Annotated in this window: 19 protein-coding genes; 11 read left to right on the top strand and 8 right to left on the bottom strand. The window is 70.7% G+C overall.

What is annotated here, in order from left to right:
* From ABT112_RS21010 to ABT112_RS20995, 4 genes are all read left to right on the top strand, one after another.
* Nucleotides 1-805: glycosyltransferase family 2 protein (locus tag ABT112_RS21010; RefSeq protein WP_502975402.1), on the top strand; the 805-nt coding region annotated here is incomplete at its 5' end.
* Complete coding sequence (glxA, locus tag ABT112_RS21005; protein WP_351511709.1) at nt 802-2733, top strand: radical copper oxidase GlxA; 1932 nt, start codon at nt 802-804, stop codon at nt 2731-2733. The genes ABT112_RS21010 and glxA, both read left to right, overlap by 4 nt.
* 283 nt (nt 2734-3016) lie before the next feature.
* Complete coding sequence (gene hisS, locus ABT112_RS21000; protein WP_351511707.1) at nt 3017-4345, top strand: histidine--tRNA ligase; 1329 nt, start codon at nt 3017-3019, stop codon at nt 4343-4345.
* 44 nt (nt 4346-4389) lie between these two features.
* Nucleotides 4390-5001, top strand: coding sequence for a hypothetical protein (locus tag ABT112_RS20995; protein WP_351511705.1), 612 nt, complete (start codon nt 4390-4392; stop codon nt 4999-5001).
* A gap of 132 nt (nt 5002-5133) precedes the next feature.
* Here ABT112_RS20995 and ABT112_RS20990 read toward each other — a convergent pair whose 3' ends face one another.
* Together ABT112_RS20990 and ABT112_RS20985 are read right to left on the bottom strand one after the other, a co-directional pair.
* Nucleotides 5134-5379 (bottom strand): DUF397 domain-containing protein, encoded by a 246-nt coding sequence (locus ABT112_RS20990; RefSeq protein WP_351511703.1) that lies wholly within the window; start codon nt 5377-5379, stop codon nt 5134-5136.
* Nucleotides 5376-6200: a helix-turn-helix domain-containing protein gene (locus ABT112_RS20985; RefSeq protein WP_351511702.1), complete on the bottom strand. Its 825-nt coding sequence runs from the start codon at nt 6198-6200 to the stop codon at nt 5376-5378. The genes ABT112_RS20990 and ABT112_RS20985 overlap by 4 nt, the downstream gene beginning before the upstream one ends.
* A 527-nt stretch (nt 6201-6727) precedes the next feature.
* Here ABT112_RS20985 and ABT112_RS20980 point away from each other — a divergent pair.
* The 4 genes from ABT112_RS20980 (at nt 6728) to ABT112_RS20965 (ending at nt 10850) form a co-directional block, all read left to right on the top strand.
* Nucleotides 6728-7168, top strand: coding sequence for an ATP-binding protein (locus ABT112_RS20980; RefSeq protein WP_351511700.1), 441 nt, complete (start codon nt 6728-6730; stop codon nt 7166-7168).
* Nucleotides 7169-7289: 121 nt separating this feature from the next.
* Nucleotides 7290-8234 (top strand): LuxR C-terminal-related transcriptional regulator, encoded by a 945-nt coding sequence (locus ABT112_RS20975; protein WP_351511698.1) that lies wholly within the window; start codon nt 7290-7292, stop codon nt 8232-8234.
* A gap of 89 nt (nt 8235-8323) precedes the next feature.
* On the top strand, nt 8324-9748 hold the full coding sequence (gene fxlM / locus ABT112_RS20970; protein ID WP_351511696.1) for a methyltransferase, FxLD system: 1425 nt from the start codon (nt 8324-8326) through the stop codon (nt 9746-9748).
* A gap of 16 nt (nt 9749-9764) precedes the next feature.
* Complete coding sequence (locus ABT112_RS20965) at nt 9765-10850, top strand: hypothetical protein (RefSeq protein WP_351511694.1); 1086 nt, start codon at nt 9765-9767, stop codon at nt 10848-10850.
* A 75-nt stretch (nt 10851-10925) separates the two neighbouring features.
* Here ABT112_RS20965 and ABT112_RS20960 read toward each other — a convergent pair whose 3' ends face one another.
* The 6 genes from ABT112_RS20960 to ABT112_RS20935 form a co-directional block, all read right to left on the bottom strand.
* Entirely contained in the window at nt 10926-11966 is a 1041-nt protein-coding gene (locus ABT112_RS20960; protein WP_351511692.1) for a glycoside hydrolase family 6 protein, read from the bottom strand.
* 261 nt (nt 11967-12227) lie between these two features.
* On the bottom strand, nt 12228-12914 hold the full coding sequence (locus tag ABT112_RS20955; RefSeq protein WP_351511691.1) for a class F sortase: 687 nt from the start codon (nt 12912-12914) through the stop codon (nt 12228-12230).
* A 12-nt stretch (nt 12915-12926) separates the two neighbouring features.
* Complete coding sequence (locus ABT112_RS20950; protein WP_351511689.1) at nt 12927-13733, bottom strand: hypothetical protein; 807 nt, start codon at nt 13731-13733, stop codon at nt 12927-12929.
* 114 nt (nt 13734-13847) lie between these two features.
* The gene (locus tag ABT112_RS20945) at nt 13848-14651 is read right to left on the bottom strand and encodes an HAD-IIA family hydrolase (RefSeq protein ID WP_351511687.1); all 804 of its coding nucleotides are present in this window, start codon (nt 14649-14651) and stop codon (nt 13848-13850) included.
* A 178-nt stretch (nt 14652-14829) separates the two neighbouring features.
* On the bottom strand, nt 14830-15762 hold the full coding sequence (locus ABT112_RS20940; protein ID WP_351511685.1) for a hypothetical protein: 933 nt from the start codon (nt 15760-15762) through the stop codon (nt 14830-14832).
* Between the two features lie 143 nt (nt 15763-15905).
* Nucleotides 15906-17279: an ROK family transcriptional regulator gene (locus ABT112_RS20935; protein WP_351511684.1), complete on the bottom strand. Its 1374-nt coding sequence runs from the start codon at nt 17277-17279 to the stop codon at nt 15906-15908.
* A gap of 56 nt (nt 17280-17335) precedes the next feature.
* Between ABT112_RS20935 and ABT112_RS20930 the strand changes: the two genes are divergently transcribed.
* From ABT112_RS20930 to ABT112_RS20920, 3 genes are all read left to right on the top strand, one after another.
* Entirely contained in the window at nt 17336-18463 is a 1128-nt protein-coding gene (locus ABT112_RS20930) for a Gfo/Idh/MocA family protein (protein WP_351511682.1), read from the top strand.
* A complete protein-coding gene (locus tag ABT112_RS20925; protein ID WP_351511681.1) occupies nt 18463-19029 on the top strand; it encodes a heme-degrading domain-containing protein in 567 nt (188 codons plus the stop codon). Before ABT112_RS20930 ends, ABT112_RS20925 begins: the two co-directional genes overlap by 1 nt.
* A 93-nt stretch (nt 19030-19122) precedes the next feature.
* Nucleotides 19123-19839, top strand: coding sequence for a GNAT family N-acetyltransferase (locus ABT112_RS20920; RefSeq protein WP_351511679.1), 717 nt, complete (start codon nt 19123-19125; stop codon nt 19837-19839).
* Nucleotides 19840-19843 lie beyond the last annotated feature (4 nt).

Genomic DNA, 19843 nt, shown 5'->3' with positions numbered 1-19843 from the left:
CCTCGCCGTCGGCGAAGGCCCCACCGCCTGGACCGACTTCTTCACCCAGCAGCTCCGCTGGTCCCGCGGCACCTACGAGACCATCCTCAAGCAGTTCTGGAAGGCGCCGTTCAGCCTGCCGCCGGGCAAGCTGTTCAACTACACGCTGATGGTGATCTTCTATCCCATATCGGCGCTCAACTGGATCCTCGCGGCCCTGAGCTGTGCGCTGTTCCTCGGGTTCGGCGCCTCCGGCGTCCAGATCGACCCGGCGATGTGGATGATGCTCTACGGCAACGCCTCCGCCCTCCAGATCGGGCTGTACATCTGGAACCGGCGGCACAACGTCTCCCCCCACGAGCCCGAGGGCTCCGGCGGCGTGGCCGGCATGGTGATGTCGGCGCTGTCCGCCCCCATCTACGCCCGCTCGCTGATGGACGCGGTACTGCGGCGCAAGAGCAAGTTCGTGGTGACCCCCAAGGGCGACTCGTCCAGCCCGGACACTCTCTTCGGCACCTTCCGGATCCACATGTTCTTCATGCTGATCTTCGGCGGGTCCCTCGCGTCCTCCTTCTACTTCGGCCACAGCCACCCCGCGATGATCATCTGGGCCACGCTCGCGCTGATCATCACGGCCTCGCCGATCCTCGCCTGGGCCTGGACCCTCCGGCAGGAGAAGCGGAAGAAGCAGTCCGGGGGCGGCGCCTCCCGCGGTTCCGGCGGCCCGGGGGACGGTGAACGGCCGTCCGCGGGCCCGCAGCCCGAGCCCGCCCGGACCCGCAACGAAGAGACCATGCAGATCGCCCTTGGGGGACGTCACACATGAAGTACCGTCCGAGCCGCCGCGTCCGACGCATATCCATCGGCGCGACGGCGGTACTCGTCGTGGCCGGAATGAACGGTCCGGCCCTCTACCGCTTCGGCACGGAGAAGTACCACACGTACTCGATCAACCGGCCGGAGTACAAAGCGGACAACGGCCACTGGGACCTGCTGGACATCCCGCAGAAGAACCAGATCCACTCGATCCACGCCGCGCTGCTGCACACCGGCAAGGTGCTGCTCATCGCCGGATCGGGCAACAACGCCAAGATGTTCGCGTCCAAGACCTTCCGCTCGGTCCTGTGGGACCCGAAGACGAACACCTACAAGAACATTCCGACCCCCAAGGACATGTTCTGCGCCGGGCACACCCAGCTGCCCGACGGCAAGCTGCTGGTGGCGGGCGGCACCGCCCGCTACGAGAAGCTCCAGGGCGATGTGAACAAGGCCGGCGGCCTGATGATCGTCAAGAACGAGAACCCGGACGCCCCCAAGACCCTGCCCCCGGGCACCCTCTTCACCGGCAAGAGCAGCGGCAAGATCTTCGAGTCCAAGGACAACCTGCTCGTCCCCCGGGCGAAGAAGCGCGTCGACCCGGTGACCGGCCGGGCGACCGTCACCGCCAGCGAGGCGCGGGTCTATGTCGAGGCCCGGAAGCGCGGCCGCCAGTACTCCACCGGCGACACCGACAACTACCGCATCCAGGGGCTCAAGGGCTCCGAGGCGAAGAACCTCTACGGCATCGCCAACAAGCTCTCGTTCGACAAGAAGGACTTCCAGGGGATCAAGGACTCCTTCGAGTTCGACCCGGTCGCCGAGAAGTACATCCGGGTCGACCCGATGCACGAGGCCCGCTGGTACCCGACGCTGACCACGCTGAAGAGCGGCAAGGTCCTCTCGGTCTCCGGCCTCGACGAGATCGGGCAGGTCGTCCCGGGCAAGAACGAGGTCTACGACCCGAAGACGAAGAAGTGGGCCTACCTGCCCAAGCAGCGCTTCTTCCCGACCTACCCCGCCCTGTTCCTCACCAATGGCGGCAAGATCTTCTACACCGGCTCCAACGCGGGCTACGGCCCGGCCACCCAGGGCCGTACCCCCGGCCTGTGGGACGTGGACACCAACCGGTTCTCCCCGGTGCGCGGCATGAGCGACCCGGACGTCCTGGAGACCTCGATGTCCGTGATGCTGCCGCCCGCCCAGGAGCAGAAGTTCATGGTGATCGGCGGCGGCGGGGTCGGTGAGTCGACCAAGTCCTCCGAGAAGACCCGGCTGGTCGACCTCAAGAAGCGCGACCCGCGCTTCCGGGACGGCGCACCGCTGTCCGAGGGCACCCGCTACCCCGGCGGCTCGATCCTCCCGGACGACACGGTCTTCGTCTCCGGCGGCTCCGGCGACTACCGCGGGCGCAGCGGCAGCAACATCCTCAAGGCCCAGCTCTACAACCCGAAGAAGGACACCTTCCGCCGGGTCGCCGACCCCACCGTGGGCCGCAACTACCACTCCGGCACCGTGCTCCTGCCGGACGGCCGGGTCATGATCTTCGGCTCGGACTCGCTCTACGCCGACGACGACAACACCAAGCCGGGCGTCTTCGAGAAGCGCATCGAGATCTACACCCCGCCGTACCTCTACCGGGACTCGCGGCCGAAGCTCACCTCCGGCCCGAAGCAGGTCCGCCGCGGCGGGACCGCCACCTTCGGGACCGAGCACCCGGAGAAGATCAAGACGGCGCGGCTGATGCGCCCCAGCGCCGTCACCCACGTCACCGATGTGGACCAGCGGTCCATCGCCCTGGACGTGAAGCGCACGGCGGACGGGATCCAGGTGACCGTGCCCCGGGACCGCTCGCTGGTCCCCTCGGGCTGGTACATGCTGTTCGTCAACGACGGCAAGGGCACGCCGTCCAAGGCGCGCTGGGTCGAGGTGCCGTAGGCGCCCGCCTCCGGTACTCCCCCGAGACGGGGCCGCAGCTCTTCGGCTGCGGCCCCGTCTCGTGTGTCGGGACCGCGACACGCCGCTGCACCCTGCGGTTGTTCGACGTCCGGGAGCGCATGAGTCCCAGGGACGGTGTGTCCCGGGACGGGCACGGCTCCGACGGGCGTGCGGGGGCGTCGCGTCTCCCCGGGGGGGCATGGGTCCGCCTGTTCGGCTTGATCTTCGGGGACACTAACGAGGCGTTTTGCCTGCGGCGCCCGGCTTCCGGGACTATGACGGCATGGCCTCGTTGAAGCAGTTTGAGCCCGCGTCCGGCACCCGCGATTTCCTCGCCGCCGAGCACGAGAGGCGGGAACACGCGTTCGCGACGATCCGGGAAGTGTTCGGCCGCTACGGCTTTCAGCCCCTCCAGACGCCGGCGTTCGAGCGGCTGGACGTTCTCACCGGCAAGTACGGCGACGAGGGCGACAAGCTGATCTTCAAGATCCTCCGGCGTGGTGAGCATGAGGCGACCGGCGAGGCTGATCTTGCTCTCCGCTATGACCTCACCGTGCCCCTGGCTCGCGCGGTGGCGGCCTACGGCAGCCAGTTGCCCTCCCCGTACAAGCGGTACGCCATCGATCCGGTGTGGCGGGCTGACCGGCCGGGCAAGGGGCGCTTCCGAGAATTCGTGCAGTGCGACCTGGACATCGTGGGCTCCTCCTCTCCGCTGTCCGACGCCGAAGTCGTCCTGGCCCTTCACGACGCTCTGGATGCCCTCGGCGTGCCGGAGTTCCGGTTCCTGCTGAACTCCCGGCATGTTCTGTTCGGTCTGCTGGAGGCATACAGCGTCCCCACGGACCTGGGGCCCGGAGTGCTGATCACCCTCGACAAGCTCGACAAGCTGTCCCCGGAAGCTGTCGTCGAGGAGCTGGTCACGGGCCGCGGACTGTCGTCCGAGGTGGCGCAGGGCCTGGTGGATGACCTGACGTCGCCGGACGCGGTGGAGCGGATCAGGGGGGAGCTGAAGTCCAGCGAGGTCGGTCAGGCGGGCCTGGCCGAGGTGGACCGGCTGCTGGAGCTGACCAAGGACGCCATCCCCGCCGAGCGAATCGGCTTCGCGCCAAACCTCGTCCGTGGCCTCGACTACTACACGGGAATCATCTTCGAGGTCACCGCGCCGGGCATGCCGGGGTCGATCGCGTCCGGCGGCCGGTACGACGGTCTCATCGCGCGGCTCGGCGGCAAGGACTCCCCGGCCTGTGGCGGCTCGCTGGGCATTGAGCGCATCCTGCCGCTGCTGGAGCAGGGCGAGGAGGGCGGCTACTCGCAGATCGATGTGGCCGTCACGGTCATGGGCGAGGACCTGTCTGCGGACAGCTTCCGGGTGGCGGCTGAAATCCGCCGAGCCGGAGTTCGAACGGGTGTTTACCTGGGGTCCAGTGGGAAGTTCGCCAAGCAGATGAAGTGGGCCGCTGATCAGGGGGCCCGCTTCTGCGTGATCTACGGCCAGGCGGAGCGTGAAGCCGGCTCGGTCACGCTGCGGGACATGGACAGCGGTGAGCAGGTCCAGGTCCCGCTCGACCAGGCCGCCGCGGAGCTCGCGCGGCGGTGCGCACCATCCAGTTGACGCGCAGCGGACCCATTCCGCTGCCGACCTTCAAGGAGTAGCGGATGGGTACGCAAGGCGATCGGATCTTCCAGATCACAGCTGAGCGGGGGTTTCCGGACCCCTGGCTCAGCTTCGGAGACTCACTGTGCGATGAGGCAGCACTCAGCACGGAGTTAACCCGGGCGATCGGCAAGGCCCGCAAGGAGCCGGCGGCTGAGGCGCGCAACGAGGTCGCCCGAGTCTTCCAGGCGAAGAAGGCGAACCTGCGCCGCTGCGCAGGGATCCTCGACCAGGTGCTGGGTGACTATGACGCTTCGGGCATGTGGACGGTCCTGGACGAGCGGGCCGGCCGGCTGGGCGTCGCGGACGTGCTGGAGACCTGGGGGCGCACCCAGGCACTGCACCCGTTCCCTGTGGTGCTCAAGAGCCTGGAATTCAACTGGGGCTTCATGAAAGAGCACGGCGTCCGGGCGTTCTACGACATGACCCGCGGCTACGTCTCGCGGCTCCAGGAGAACACCGAACGCTGGCATGACGCCTGGTGCGGCGAGGCCGAAACGGGAGTGGTGGACCGCATCACCTCGATCGAGTGCGACCTGGCGAGCATCGAAGCGCCGATGCACTGCGACGTGTGCAAGAAGACGATCACCGCGTTGCTCTACCTGGACGAGTAGCCGGCGAGGCACACACCCCACCGCGCCTCCCGCACAGCGATGCGCCCCGGACCGGTCTCGGGTTCCGGGGCGCATCGGCGTCAGCAATCTGTTGGGGCTAGGTGGACGGCTACAGGTCGAAGGGCGCGCTGGTCAGCCGTCGACTACGCCGAAGTCGGCTTCGCCTGAGTTCACCAGATCGATGAAGCCAGTCCAGGCAGCGGGGGTGAAGGCCAGGGCCGGCCCCTTCTTGTCCTTGGAGTCGCGCACGCCGATCAGCCCCCCGCGCTCGGCCGTCTCGACGCAGTTCTGATTGTCCTGCGAGCTGTATGACGACTTCGTCCAGTCCTCCTCGGGCGCCAGGTTGGTGGAGACGGGGAAGTGCCTGTGATCAGTCATGTCCATAGTTTCTTTTCGAGGGCGTGCAAGATTTGCGGCGTCTGAGAGGGGCCGGGCGCCGACTTGACCATGGCATCGAACTGCCTTCGGTACTGCCCCACATCCGACTCCTTCGACCACATGGTCGTGGCCTTGGCACTGTTGCTTTGGACCACCGGGTCGAGGTCCGTGAACTCCAGAACCGTGAAGTTGAACGCAGCTCGGTAGGTGGGCAGATCTTCAGGGATGATCTGCACCTCAACGTTGTCGAGTTCGTTGAGGCGGATGATCTCCGCGTACTGCGCTCGCATCACATCGCCTGAACCGACGACCGTGCGTAGCGTGCTCTCCGTCAGGATTATGTGCACCTCGGTGCCTCCCGACGACAAAAGCTCCTTGCGTTCCATGCGCAGCCGGACCCCGCGCTCCACGAACTCGGTGGTCCGTTCTTCCACGATCTTCGCGGAACCTGCGAGTGCCTGGGCGTAGGACTCGTCCTGAAGGAGGCCGTGAACGACGTTGTTCTCGTATCCGCGAATCTTGACCGCGTCGCGCTCCAAGCCGACGTACATCATTACCCCGGAGGGCAGCACGCTTCTGTACGAGATGAAGGGCTCCTTACTCAAGGAGTCGCGCTGCATCTTCAGAAGCTCGGCACGGTCATCAGGGTCGCTGACTCCGTAGCGGTCGAGCATCTTTTCGAGATCGGCGAGCTTGGGAAGCGGAATGTCGCCCGCCTCTACTCGACTGATCTTGGAGCGAGAGAAGCCGAGCGCCACCGACACAGCCTCTGCGGTCTCGCCTGTTCGTTGGCGCAGTGTTTGGAGTTCCTTGCCGAGCATGACCCGGAGGTATGTCGGTCCTCGTCGTGCGGCCACCTGTCCCCTCACTTCGGTGTGCTGTCCGTCGGATCGAGGCCCCTGTCCGGTAGCAAAGAGTATCTGTCCACAAGACGCGGGGTTCAGTCCGGAGTTTGGCACGCTCCGCCTCCCATGCAACACCCTTTGTCGGTCACGGGGCACTTGCCAATGCGGGCGAAGGTGCTCACTCCTTCGTGCGCTCCCTTGAATGTTAACTGGAGTCTGCGTCACGCTTGTTGAGCCGCGCAGGCGCTGCTTCATGAGAGGCGGGCAATCGCGTGGTGCAACCTGGCGTGCGCCTGCTGCGCGGTCCGATGGGCCGTCACCCGTCGACAGCCCTGAAGGCAGCGGCGCCCAGTCAGAAGCTCCCGTACTGCCTACTGCGACAGGTGCCGGATGAGGACGAGGACAACCGACCGAGCGGTTCGCAAACCCTACGCCGATCACTACCGGGCCAGCCGGAGGCGAAGCGATCGCTTCGCTCGCCGTGGCGGTCTGGGCGGCGAGTCATGAGCCATCCGAACGATTCATTCTCAACAACCAGCACCAGTACGGCGGTTGCGAATGAATATAGGAAAGAACTGACCGTCCGTCCGGATTCGCTCGCGGGCATCCGGCGGGTCGTGGCCGTCCACCTGCGACGGTGGGGCTGTGAGGCGATGGTGGCCCCTGCGACCCTGTGCGCCACGGAGTTGCTGAGCAACGTGCTCAAGCACACCGGCTCACCGGATTGCGTGCTCACGCTCCAGGGCAACGCCGACGCCGTGCGCATCACGGTGAGCGATGCCAGCCGAGAGCTTCCCGTCGTCAAGCAGCCGGACTGGATGAGCCAGAGCGGGCGCGGCATGTTCCTGCTCAGCGGGACTGCGGCCGCCTGGGGTGTCGAGCCCACCCTGGACGGCAAGGACGTCTGGTTCGAGATCCGGGCCTCTACCGATGGGGCCGCATGAACAGCACATCGATTCAGACCGGGCGTGCCGGCACGTTGCGCGCGAGCGCTCGGCAGCCGACGAGCAGCGGTTCACCGAGCTGTGCCAACAGATTACCCACGCACGCCAAGGAGCCTCAGCAGTGACCATCACCAGGACCGTGGCGAGGGTCTTCCTCGCGCCCCGAGAGCAGCAGGTTCTCGAAGGTCTGGCCGTCGGCAGCGCTCTCGGGGTGGTCGCGCACAGCCTCCGGATCAGCGAGGGCACCGCCTCGGGCTACCTCAAGACCGCGAAGCGGAAGCTGCACGGTGTGCGCGAGACCCCGACCGCGGTCGCCGTCGGCTACACCACGAACGCCATCACCCGCCCGCCGCTGCTGGACCCCGAGGCACTGTTCCTGCCGCGCGAGCAGCGCGACATGGTTCCGCTCATCGCGCGAGGCGCAGGGGTCGAGCGGATGGCCACGGAGCTGGAGCGGCCGGTCGCCGAGGTCCGTGCGGACGGCCGCGCACTCCTCGCCAGCCTGCGGGCCCACAACCCATGCCACTTGATCACGCGCGCATGGCAGTTCGAAATCCTCACCGCGAACCAGGTGATCGCGTGGCTGGCCCCCGCCCTCCCCGACAAGATCGAGATCCAGGCGACCATCGACAGGGTGCTCGCATGGGGCGTGACCGACGGCCTCCCAGCCACGGACGTCGCGCTGAACACAACTGCGCAGCTCGCTGCCTACGGCCGGGTCATCCACACCGACCTCTGCCGCCTGTGCCGGGATGTCCCCCCGGCCTCGGACCTCGGGCCCAGCGCGGGGGCACGGGCCACACTCGGCGAAGGCGCGCGGCGCCTCAATCTGCCGCCATTGCCGTCGACGGTCGAGCCGCGCTGGGCTGCCCAGCGCGCACAGAGCACAGCTCGCCTCGTCCGGAGCCTGCTCCGCGCCGTCGGAGAACTCAGCCAAGCACAGGCGCGCATCCCACGCCGGCCGCCATCGCAGCACACCACGCCAGCTCCACGGGCTGCTGGGGCTGCTGGGGCTGCTGGGGCTGCTGGGGCTGCTTTCAGCCGAACTCCGCCGGGCATCGCGTAGCCGCCCTTCAGCGGCGGCGAACTGGCCGGCGCCACAACCGGCCGACAGGCCACGGCTGCGACTGCGCACCGAGCGCCCCCCGTGCCGCCGTGCTGGACCGCCTCGTCGCCGAGCAGCAGGCCACCGGTGCGATCTTCGCGTTCAACCGCGCCGGCGTGCCTGCCACCGAGCAGGCCGCCACCGCGTGGCTGGGCCGCCAAGTCGCCTTTGCCACACGGGAAGACGCCAACGTGTCTACCCGCCGGTCCACTTCTGCGGACCCTGACCTCGCTCGAATGGAGACCACCGTGACACCCGTCGCCGACCCCGCCGACCTGCGCGAATCCCTGGCGAACCGCCTCGTGGAGAGCGGCCACCTATGCTCCCCCGCCACCATCGACGCCTTCCGCACCACCGATCGCCACCAGTTCCTGCCCGGCGTCGACATCGAGTCGGCGTACACGGAGGACGCGGTGCCCATCAAGCACGACGAGCACGGCGAGATGATCTCCTGCATCTCCGCACCGTCCATCGTCGCCGCCCAGCTCGAACAGCTCGGCGCCCGGCCCGGCCACAAGGTCCTGGAGGCCGGAGCCGCCACCGGCTACAACGCGAACCTGCTGGGCAAACTCGTCAGCCCCAGCGGGCACGTGTGGACCCTTGACGTCGACCAGGACCTCATCGCCGGCGCGAGCAAGAACCTCGCTCAGGCCGGAGCCACCAACGTCACCGCCATGCTGGCCGACGGCGCCGCCGGCCTTCCCGAGCACGCCCCGTATGACCGCATCCAGTTCACCGTCGGCGCGGGTGACGTGCCGGTGAAGATCCTCGACCAGCTCGCCCCCGGCGGACGCCTGGTTCTGCCCATGCGGATTCGCGGCAGCATCAGCCGGAGCTTCGCCTTCGAGCGGGACGGCGACACCTGGAAGACCGTCTCCTGCGAGATGGCCACCTTCATTCCCCTGCGCAAGGGCGTCTGCGACGACATCTACACCCTCGTCCCCATGGCCGGAGAAGGCAACGTTCGGCTGGAAACCTTCAGCGAGCAGAACGTGGACCGCGACGCGATCCGCACCGTCCTGGACCAGCCGCAGACCAAGATCTACACCGGGGTCAAGTTCCGCGCGGGATCGCCGTGGCAGTGGCTGTACCTCTACCTGGCCTGCATGCTGCCCAACGGCCTGTCGCGCCTGCCCGGCGCTCGCCCCGGTTTCACCCCGCACTTCGGCTGGGGCTCCATGGCCGCGCTCGACGACGACTCGCTGGCCTACCTGACCATCCGCGAAGGCGAGGACGACGAGGGCCGGTTCTGGGAAATCGGCGTCATCGGCCACGGCTCCCGCCGCGACGCGCTCGCCGAACAGGTCGTGAGCGAAATCCGCGACTGGGAGGCGGGCTGGGGCAACACCGGGCCGGAGCCCGCCTTCCGCATGGCGGTCGGGGACGTCCGCGACAAGCTCACGGCGGCTGACCCGCGCTTCATCATCGACAAGACGTACAGCCGTCTCGTCATTGACTGGCCGCGCAAGGGCTGAGCCGATGATTCCCGCGATGGCCGGCCGCATCCCTCTGGTCCGGCGCCCGAAGGCTCCGGCGCTCCCGCTGGACGACCGCATCACCCACCTCAACGGGCTGACCGTCGCGCCCGCAGGCGCGAGCCACCACGACTTGGTGGCCCGTGCCTGCGGGGTCCTCAACTACGCTGCGCTGATCGCCTCCGACGTAGGGATGCCCGACCTGGCAGCCGACCTGTGCTGGCGACAACACCAAGTCTTCGCGGACGCCCCACGCCTGACGAGCGATATCGCCGTGATGTCTTTGATGCCCCTCATCAACATCTCCCGGCTCCTGACCCGTGACGGCGACGGCGAAGCCGCCTACGACATCCTCACCCGCCTCTACCGCGCCGCCCAGAAGCGCGAGGCAGCCGAGATCCACGGACACACCGTCGACTTACCGGAGCTGACCGACACCGAGGCGGACCACCGCAAGGTCTGCCAGGAACTGTGGATCACTGTGCTCGTCGACGGCGCCCGCGCCCTGGCACGGATCGGCCGCTGGACCGAAGCCGCCGACGCCATGGCCAAGCACCGCGGCATCGGAAACCGCCTCCTCGACGGCCGCCAAATCAAGATCATGTCGCTGATGGAACACGGCCTCGACCAGCAGGCCCGCGACACGATCGACTCCACTGTCCCGACGGAGCCGTGGGAGACCGCCATCGCGGCCCTCCTGCGCATTTCCTGCCGGCCCGCAGGCTCGCCTGCGCCGGAGCCGGAGCTGCAGCTCGCTCTGCAAGGAGCAGCCACGCTGCTGGCTGCGCCCGACGCCCCGACAGCAGCGTTCCAGATCAGAGCCGGACTGGCAGCGCTCGATCTGGTACGCGATCAGACGTGCCAAGACGTGACTCCCTTGCAAAACGCCCTCGCCGAGGTAGCCCTCCTCGACGCCTACGCCGCCCGGGACGTCCTGAACCACGACAGGGTCGGCTCCCACCTGACCAGTGAACAGAGTGAAAAACTCGACGCCGTACTCACCGCATCAGGACTCGGCACCGGGACTCTTCCACCAGCACATGCGCAGGCCCTCACCGAAGCCGTGGACAAGGCCGAAGTAACGCTACGCGGCCTTCTGTAGTCCCGAGCATCTTGCCGAGCCCCGCCGGGCCGGAGGTGGCTTGCGCCCCGGCCGGCGAGGGCCCGGCCTCCGGTGTCATTCCGCGTTGCGCGCCAGCTCCAGGGCGTACTTCGGCCACCACTGGCCCGCGGGCGGGCCGCCCTTGCAGTCGCCGTCGGATTCGCCGGGCCGCTTGACCCAGAGGTAGGCGTCGACCAGGGCGTCGCCGGTCTTCGTCGTCGGGGGCTCGCCGAGCGAGCGGCCCTTCGGGTTGCACCAGGCCTCGGGGTCCTCGCGGCCGGGCGCCGGGCCGTTGCCGTTCCGGCTGGTGTCGATCACGAAGGGCTTGTTGCCGACCATGGCCGACAGCTTCTTGCCGTACTTCGTGTTCTCGGCGGTCGTCTGGTAGTTGGAGGTGTTGAGCGCGAAGCCGTCGGCCCGGTCGATGCCGGCCCGCTTCAGGGGTTCGACCATCCGGCCCGCGTCCTTGATCCAGTGCGGGTTGCCCGCGTCCAGGTAGACCTTGGTGCCGGGCAGTTCCCCGAGCTTCTGCACCGCCTCGTTGAGCAGGGCGAACCGCTCCTCGTGGAACTTCTTCGGGGTGCAGCCGTCCTCGACGTGCGGCAGGGCGTCCGGTTCCAGGACGACGGTCGCCTTGCGGTCGCCGATGCCCTTGGTCACCTTGCCGAGCCAGTCGCGGTAGGCGTTGCCGTCGGCCGCCCCGCCCTTGGAGTACTGGCCGCAGTCGCGGTGCGGGATGTTGTAGAGGACGAGCAGGGCGTCGCGGTCCGCCTTGGCCGCGGCCTCGGTGAAGCCGCGGGCCTGTCCCTCCGGGTCGTCGACCCCGACCCACTCCGCGACCGGCTGCCGGGAGATCTTCTCCAGCAGGTCGGCGTCCTTGCCGCGGCCGTCCTTGCGGAGGGCGGCGACCTCCTTGGCGGCCTTCCCGTCGGGATTCACCCAGTACGGGACCTTCGCCTTCGGCTGCTGCCGGGGGCGCGATCCCGCGTCGGACGTGCTGTCGTCGGACGGGGAGAAGCACCCCGACAGGGCGAGGAGTGCGCCCATCGTCGCGGTGCCCGCCATGAGCCGGGCCACCCGGGCCCGACGCCCCCGGCGGGTGTAACTGCCGTACATCCACTCCCCCTTGGTCTTGCTTTCCTGGGTCGTATGCCCAGGTCCCCTGGGATCAGACCGGTTCGCCCCATCGTGGCACACCGGTTCGAGGCACCACGACGGCGTCCGCGCATCGTCGATCAGCTGTTACAGCCCGGATCGAAGCGGTTCACGGCCCCGGCTCGGCTGTTCAACGGCCCGGCTCCGTCCGTTCACCACGAGCCGTGAACGGACGGAGCCGGGCCGTTCCGGGCGCACGGGGTGCCCGCCCCGGGCCCGCTCTCAGAGCCTCGCCTCCGTGGTGGTCCCGCCGGACCGGGTTCCGGTCAGATACGCCGACACCACGACGTTTGCGGTGTAGGTGTGGCGCTTCCGGTCGTAGTCGCCCCCGCAGGTGATGAGGCGCAGTTCGGCACGGTCGAGCTTGCGGGCGCCGTAGACCCGTTGGGCGTCGAAGCGGGCCTTGCTGAAGGCCTCGACGGACTCCACGGTGAACTCGGCCACGGACCGGTCCTCCCGCAGCACCCGCACCCTCTCCCCCGGCTTCACCCGGGACAGCCGGTGGAAGACCGCGGGCTCGGTGTGGGTGTCGACGTGGCCGACGAGGACGGCCACGCCCGCGGCGCCGGGCGGGGCGCCGCCGTTGAACCAGCCGACGACGTCCGGGCTCTCGAACGGCGGCGGGTCGACTCCGCCGAACTCGTCCAGCCCGCGTTCGATGACCGGGGCCTTCACGCCCACGGAGTCGATCGCGACCCGCATCGGGCGTGCCGCGGTCAGCGGGAGGCGGGCCGCGGGCAACGGGGCAGCGGCGGGGCGTCCCACCGCTGCCACGTCACCGGTCGCGGGGCGTCCGACGGTGGGGCCGTCGGTGATCTCGACGCCCCACATCCACAGCCCCGACAGGACGACGGCCCAGGTCCCACAGCTCACCAGACGGCCCAGCACACGGTAGTGACGGTTGGCCACGGTCGCCCGGCCTCAGTCGCCGGCGGAGTGGACGCGACGGCGGTGCAGGGCGATGCCCGCGACGGCCAGGCCCGCGGCGCTCGCGAGTCCGGCACCGACGAGGATCTGCACGGCGCCGGGGCCGTCCTCGTCCTTGGAGGCGAGTCCGGCGGTGCCGCCGCCCCCGGCCTGCACGGGCGCGGACGGGGTCTCGCCCTCGCCCACGACGGTCAGTTCGGCCTCGCCGCCGCAGTCGCAGCGGACCTTGTACCGGCCGGGCGCGGTGGTGGACTTGACCTTCGCCGCGGCGTGGTGGCCGCCGCCGCCCTCCTCGGCGGAGAGCTCGGCGTCCTCGACGAACACCTCGGAGCGGGCCATCACCTTGGTGCCGCGGCAGCCCTCGACCTCGACCTCGACCTCGGCTCCGGCCGCGACGACGGACGGGCTGAGCCTCAGCTGTTCGGCGCCGGACTCGTGGCCGGTGCCGGTGTCCGCGTCGCCGCCGGTGTCGGTGCCGGTGTCGCGGCCGGTGTCGGTGCCGGTGCCGCTGTCACTGCCCGTGTCGGCGAGCGCGTCCGGGCCGGTGCCGGTCCCCGCGTCGGGCCCGGTATCGGTACCGGATTCCGCCGGTGGATCGGCGAGTGGATCGGCGAGCGGGTCCTCCGCACCGCCGGAGGACGATGGCGCGGAGGGCGTGCCGCTGCTGTCGCGCTTGGCGAGCAGCGACTCGTCCGCGGAGGTGCTGGGCACCCCGGGGTCGAGGTCGTCGGCGACGGCGGGCAGCGCGGTCGCCGAGCACAGGGCTGCCGCGGCGAGGACCACAGCCGCGCGATGGGTCACGCGGGACAGCCGCCGGGGCCGTCCGGAAGACCGTACAGATCGCATCGTGAACCTCCTCCTCACGTCAGCAGGTTCACGTGCGCCCGGCCGCTCCGCACCCGGAGCGTGACGCCGCTACTCCGTTCGGTGGTCAGGTGCGGCCACTCGGTCCACCAGGTCCGCGATGGAGTCGACCACGGTCGACGGGCGGAAGGGGAAGCGGTCGACCTCCTCCGGCTTGGTCAGGCCGGTGAGCACCAGGAAGGTCTCCATCCCGGCCTCCAGACCGGCCAGCACATCGGTGTCCATCCGGTCGCCGATCATGGCGCTGGTCTCGGAGTGGGCGCCGATCGCGTTCAGCCCGGCGCGCATCATCAGCGGGTTGGGCTTGCCGACGAAGTACGGCTCCCGGCCGGTCGCCTTGGTGATCAGCGCCGCGACCGAGCCGGTGGCGGGGAGGGCGCCCTCGGCGGACGGACCGGTCTCGTCCGGGTTGGTGGCGATGAACCGGGCCCCCGCGTTGATCAGACGGATCGCCTTGGTGAGCGCCTCGAAGCTGTAGGTGCGGGTCTCGCCCAGCACCACGTAGTCGGGCTCGGAGTCGGTGAGGACGTAGCCGATGTCGTGCAGCGCGGTGGTGAGCCCCGCCTCGCCGATGACGTACGCGGTGCCGTTCGGCCGCTGGTCGTCCAGGAACTGGGCGGTGGCCAGGGCGGACGTCCAGATGTTCTCGACCGGCACGTGGAGCCCCATCCGGGACAGCCGGGCGTGCAGATCGCGCGGGGTGTAGATCGAGTTGTTGGTGAGCACGAGGAAGGGCCTGCCGGACTCGGACAGCCGCTTGACGAAGGCGTCGGCCCCCGGGATCGGAATCCCCTCGTGGATGAGGACCCCGTCCATGTCGGTGAGCCATGACTCGATCGGCTTGCGCTCTGCCATGCCGGACTCCTGCCGTGCTGCCGGTGCTGGGGCCTGCCGGCGGCACCGCGCTGTGCCCGCCGACGCCCACAGCCTAGGCCAGGTGGCGGGTATCCCCGGCCGGGCGGCCGTTCTCCGGGGTCCGGGGCGGGGGCGATGGCCGTGGCCGGGGTCCGGGGCGGGCCGAGGGGCGTCCCCGTCAGCGCGACCGGCGGCGGGCCAGCGCCAGCAGGAGTGCGCCGCCGGCGAGGCAGACCCCGGCGCCGGCCGCGATCCAGCGCAGCGACGTCTGTCCGGTACGGGCGAGCTCCCGGCCGGCCTCGGCGGCGGGCAGCGGCCGTTCCGGTTGCGCCTCGTTCCCCTTGGACTCCCGGCGGGGCTCCCGGCCGGGCTCCGGGCGGTCCGGATGCTCCGGGAGGTCCGAGGCACTGGGGTCGGGGGACGGCGGGTGCTGTTTCTCGTGGCTCTCCGGGTGCTTCTCGTGGCTCTCCGGGCGGTCCGGCTGGAGGCCCGTCGTGCCGTCCGCGCCGCGGATGGCGAAGTCGTAGTCGTTGGACTCGCCGACCCAGTCCCCGTCGTCGGCGCGGCGCTGCACCGTGGCGACGTTGACCCGCACCCGGTCCTCGCCGGTCTCCGCGGAGAACCGCATCCGCACCTGCACCGTCAGGGTCCGGCGCGCGGGCACGGCGAAGCCCCGGAAGCGGTCGCCGTCCTCGAACACCGCGATCTGTTCGTCCTGGTCGGTGGTCTCGAAGGTGACGGGCCGCCACTCCCGCTGCCCCGGGTCGTAGAACTCCAGGTCGATGCGGTCGCGGTCGAGGACGCGCCGGTGGTCCACCAGGACCGCGACCGGATGGACGTCCCGGCACGGCACGGTCGTGGTGTTCCGCAGGTCCAGACTCCAGGTCTGCCAGTCGCCGCCCGCCGCGTAGCTGTCCGGGCCGCCGTGGATCCGGGTCTCGATGGGGAAGTCGGGGCTCTTGGGGTCCCCGCAGTACGACTGCGGGCCCCGCCCGGATGCCCGGTCGTGCGGCGGCCGGTCCGCCTCCGCCGCGCCGGCGGGCCCGAGAAGCACCAGGACCGGGGCGAGGGCGGCCGTCGCGGCTCCGGCGAGGACTGTGCGCAGACGCATGGGGCACCTTCGAGGTTCGCGCGGCCGGCCGCGGGGCCGGCCGGTCGGGTTCGACCGGTACCGGCAGGACCCTGCCACCCGCGCGCGCCCGGTCGGCCGCACCACGGCGGGGGCGGCCGGCCCCGGCGGCGAATCCCCCTCGATCAGCCCACGATCTCCTGATCCGATGGGGTGGTGAGCGTTTCAGCAGGTCCGGGCCGCGCCGCCACGTGACCGAAGAGCGGAGCGAGGACCAGCTGCGCCGCCCCGTGCACGACGGTGTGTTCGCCGGCGGGCGCCACCGCGACCGGCACCGGACGGCCCGCGCGGCCGGCGGCTCCCTCGCGGGCGGCGGCTCCCTCGCGGGCGGTGGCTCCCTCGCGGGCGGCGCGTTCGGCGAGCACCGCGCCCACGCCGGTGACGAACGCCTCGGGAGCGGCCACCACGGTGCGGCCGCCGAGCAGCACCCGGTCGATGTCGAGCAGCCCGACGAGGTTGGCGGCTGCGGTGCCCAGGGCCCGGGCCGCGGCCGGGGTGTCGCCGCGCGCCACGGCGGCCAGGCACAGCGCCTCGACGCAGCCGTGGTCGCCGCAGCCGCACGGCGGGCCGTCGAGCTGGATCACCTGATGGCCGAACTCCCCTGCCCCGGTGCGGCTTCCGCGGTGGAGTCCGCCGCCGAGCACCAGTCCGGCGCCGAGGCCGGTGCCGAGGTGGAGATAGGCGAACGAGGACGCGGCGGAGGCTCCGTCGGAGTGCGGTGCGGCGGAGCCCGGGCCGGAGTGCGGCGCGGTGGCGAGGGCGAGCCCCAGGGCGGCGGCGTTGGTGTCCTTGTCGAGGACGACGGGCAGCCCGAGGCGTTCGGCGAGGGCCGCCCGCAGCGGGTAGCCGTCCCACTGCGGAAATCCGGTGACCCGGCCCAGGACGCCCGTCCGGTGGTCCAGCGGCCCGGGGCAGGCGACGCCGACGCCGAGTACGGGGCCGAGGCCGGGCACCGGCCCGGTTCCGGACACCGCGTCGCCGGGTGCGTCCACCGCACCGGGCGCCGTACCCGGGGCCGGGGCCGGGGCGGCGACACCGACACCCGTCCCGGCCCCCGCGCCACCACCCCCAACCCCCGCCCCCCGCAGCAGCGCCCGCACCTCCGCCGCCGCCCCGTCCACCACGTCAGCGGCGTCCGCGCCGAAGTCGAACGGGACGGTGCGGACCGCCAGCGGCGCGCCGGTCAGGTCGGTGAGCACGGCCGTCAGCTCGTCGCGGTCCAGGTGCAGCCCCACCGCGCCGCGCGCCCCGCGGACCAGCCGCAGCACCGTGCGCGGCTTGCCGCCCGTCGACGCGCGCTGCCCGGCCTCGGCCGCCAGGCCCGCTTCCCGCAGCCGTGCCGTGATCTTGCTGACCGCCTGCGGGGTGAGCCCGGTGCTCTCGGCGAGCTCCAGCCGGCTGATGCCGGCCGCGCCCGCCGTGCGCAGCAGATCGAGCACGAGCGCGGCGTTGTGGCTGCGCAGCGCGGGAAGGTTGGCTCCGGAGTGTCCCCTGTTCACTCCCTCATTCTCCCTCCCGCTTGCGGTTTGGCAACAGCGTTGCTTAAGTGGCCCGCATGACTGGCAGCGACTTGACCGGCCCCGGCACCCCCTTCCGCGTCGGCCTGATCGGTTACGGACTCGCGGGCTCGGTGTTCCACGCCCCGCTGATCGCCGCCACCGACGGTCTGGCCCTGGACACCGTGGTCACCACGGATCCCGAGCGCCGCGCCGGGGCCGCGGCCGAGCACCCCGGGGTGCGCTTCGCGGCTTCGCCGGACGAGCTCCTGGCCCGCGCGGACGAGCTGGATCTGATCGTCCTCGCCTCGCCCAACCGCACCCATGTGCCGCTCGCCGCCGCGGCCCTGCACGCCGGGCTCCCGGTCGTCGTGGACAAGCCGCTCGCCGCCACCGCCGCCGAGGCGCGGGAGCTCGCGGCCCTCGCGGAGGAGCGCGGCCTGCTGCTCTCGGTCTTCCAGAACCGGCGCTGGGACAACGACTTCCTCACCCTCCGCGCGCTGATCGACGACGGCGCGCTGGGCGAGGTCCACCGCTTCGAGTCCCGCTTCGAACGGTGGCGGCCGCGCCCCAAGGGCGGCTGGCGGGAGTCCGGGGACCCGGCGGAGATCGGCGGTCTCCTGTACGACCTGGGCAGTCATGTCGTCGATCAGGCGCTGGTGCTGTTCGGCCCGGCCGTCCGCGTCTACGCCGAGTCCGACGTCCGCCGGGCCGGCGCGGAGGCGGACGACGACACGTTCATCGCCGTCACCCATGCCTCCGGTGTCCGCTCCCATCTGTGGGTGAGCGCGTTCACCGCGCGGCTCGGCCCGCGGTTCCGGGCCCTCGGCAGCACCGCCGGGTACGTCTCGTACGGGCTCGACCCGCAGGAGGCCGCGCTGCGCGAGGGGCTGCGGCCGGGCAGCGCGCCCGGCTGGGGCGAGGAACCGGAAGCCCTGTGGGGCGTGCTGGGCGCCGGGCCGCCGGATGTCGCCGCGGGAGAGTCCCCGGCGACCGGCGGCGGCACCCCGGTCCGCACCCTGCCCGGCGACTACCCTGCCTACTACGCGGGCATCGCCGCCGCCCTGCGCGACGGCACCCCGCCGCCGGTCACGGCACACGAGGCCGCGGCCACCCTGGACGTCCTGGAAGCAGCGCGCGTCTCGGCCCGCGAGGGCCGGACGGTCGGCATCGGAGCGGAGGCATGATGGGGGCAGAACGAGGCAGCCGGGCCGCTCCCGGCGGCACGGCGCGGGACAGCGGTTCCCCGGTGACCCCGGCAGAGGAGGCCGCGGCGCTCATCCCGCAGCTCGAGGCCCAGGAACGCCGCCTGGTGCTGCGGAGCTTCACCCACGAGGACGCCTGGCACCTGGGGTCGATGCTGGTGGAGCTGGCCCGGCTGCGCGAGGCGCCGGTGGCCGTGGACATCCGCCGCGGGGCGCAGCAGGTCTTCCACGCCGCCCTGCCGCGCTCCTCCGCGGACAACGACGCCTGGATCGACCGCAAGCGCCGGGTCGTCGAGCGGTACGCCGAGAGTTCGTACCTGGTCGGGGCGCGGTTCCGGGCGAAGGGCACGACGTTCGAGGCGGCCTCCCGGCTGGACCCGGACCGCTATGCCGCGCACGGCGGTTCGTTCCCCGTCCTGGTCCAGGACGCGGGCGTCATCGGCTCGGTGACGGTGTCCGGGCTGCCGCAGGCCGATGACCACGCGCTGGTGGTCGAGGCGCTGGAACGCTTCGTCGCCGCGGGGCGCACGGAGTCCGCGACGCACTGATCCCGCACGGTGCCGCGGGGCCCGCGCACCTCCGCCTCGACCCCGTCGTCGTCCTGGCGCGGCCACCGCCTTGTGACAGTGTTCACGTGAACGATGTTCACGACACTCGCGCCCGTGAACTCCCCGTCGAACACCGACCCTCACCCCGCCAATCACCGGGGGCTGCCGGGCCGATTGCAGCCTCTCGGGCTGTTGGCGAACTGGCAGCTGAGCAGGCAGCACATCCTCCCTCGGCCGATACTTGATCGTGTGGGCGGATCATCAGCGGTCAGGTCGGCACGGCTCGGCACCGGTGAAGCGATCGTGGTTCGGTCGTTCGCCGAGGGGGACTCCGTCGCGCGACTGACACGTTTGCTTCACCGCGCCTATTCCGGCCACGCGGCCGAAGGGCGAGTCTTCTTTGCCTCGTATCAGTCGGTGGAGGACACGGCCTACAGGCTGGGCAGGGGCGAGTGCTGGCTGGCTCTGCGAGCGGGTGAGCTGGTGGGCACCGTTACGGTGGCGGCTCCACATGGGGCCCCGGAGGGGTATCCGGCTCCGCCGGGGTCGGGGTCGTTCTGGCAGTTGGCCGTAGACCCTTCGTGCCAAGGGACGGGGCTGGGGCAGCGGCTGCTGGCCCTGGCAGAGGAACGCATTTCCGAGCTCGGGTCCTCGCAGGTGGTGGTCGATACCTCCGTCGAAGCGGTCGAGCTGGTTGGCTGGTATCGCAGACGCGGGTACGTGCCGGTCGGGTCCTGGCGGTGGAGTGTGACGAACTACGAGAGCGTGGTGCTCCTGAAAGAGCTGATGCCGCGCGGGAACGGTCTGTGACAAG

It is taken from the genome of Streptomyces sp. NPDC002055 (assembly GCF_040296705.1).
Taxonomy (GTDB): domain Bacteria; phylum Actinomycetota; class Actinomycetes; order Streptomycetales; family Streptomycetaceae; genus Streptomyces.
Note: the sequence above shows the minus strand (reverse complement) of the source record. Positions and strands in the feature narration are given on the sequence as shown.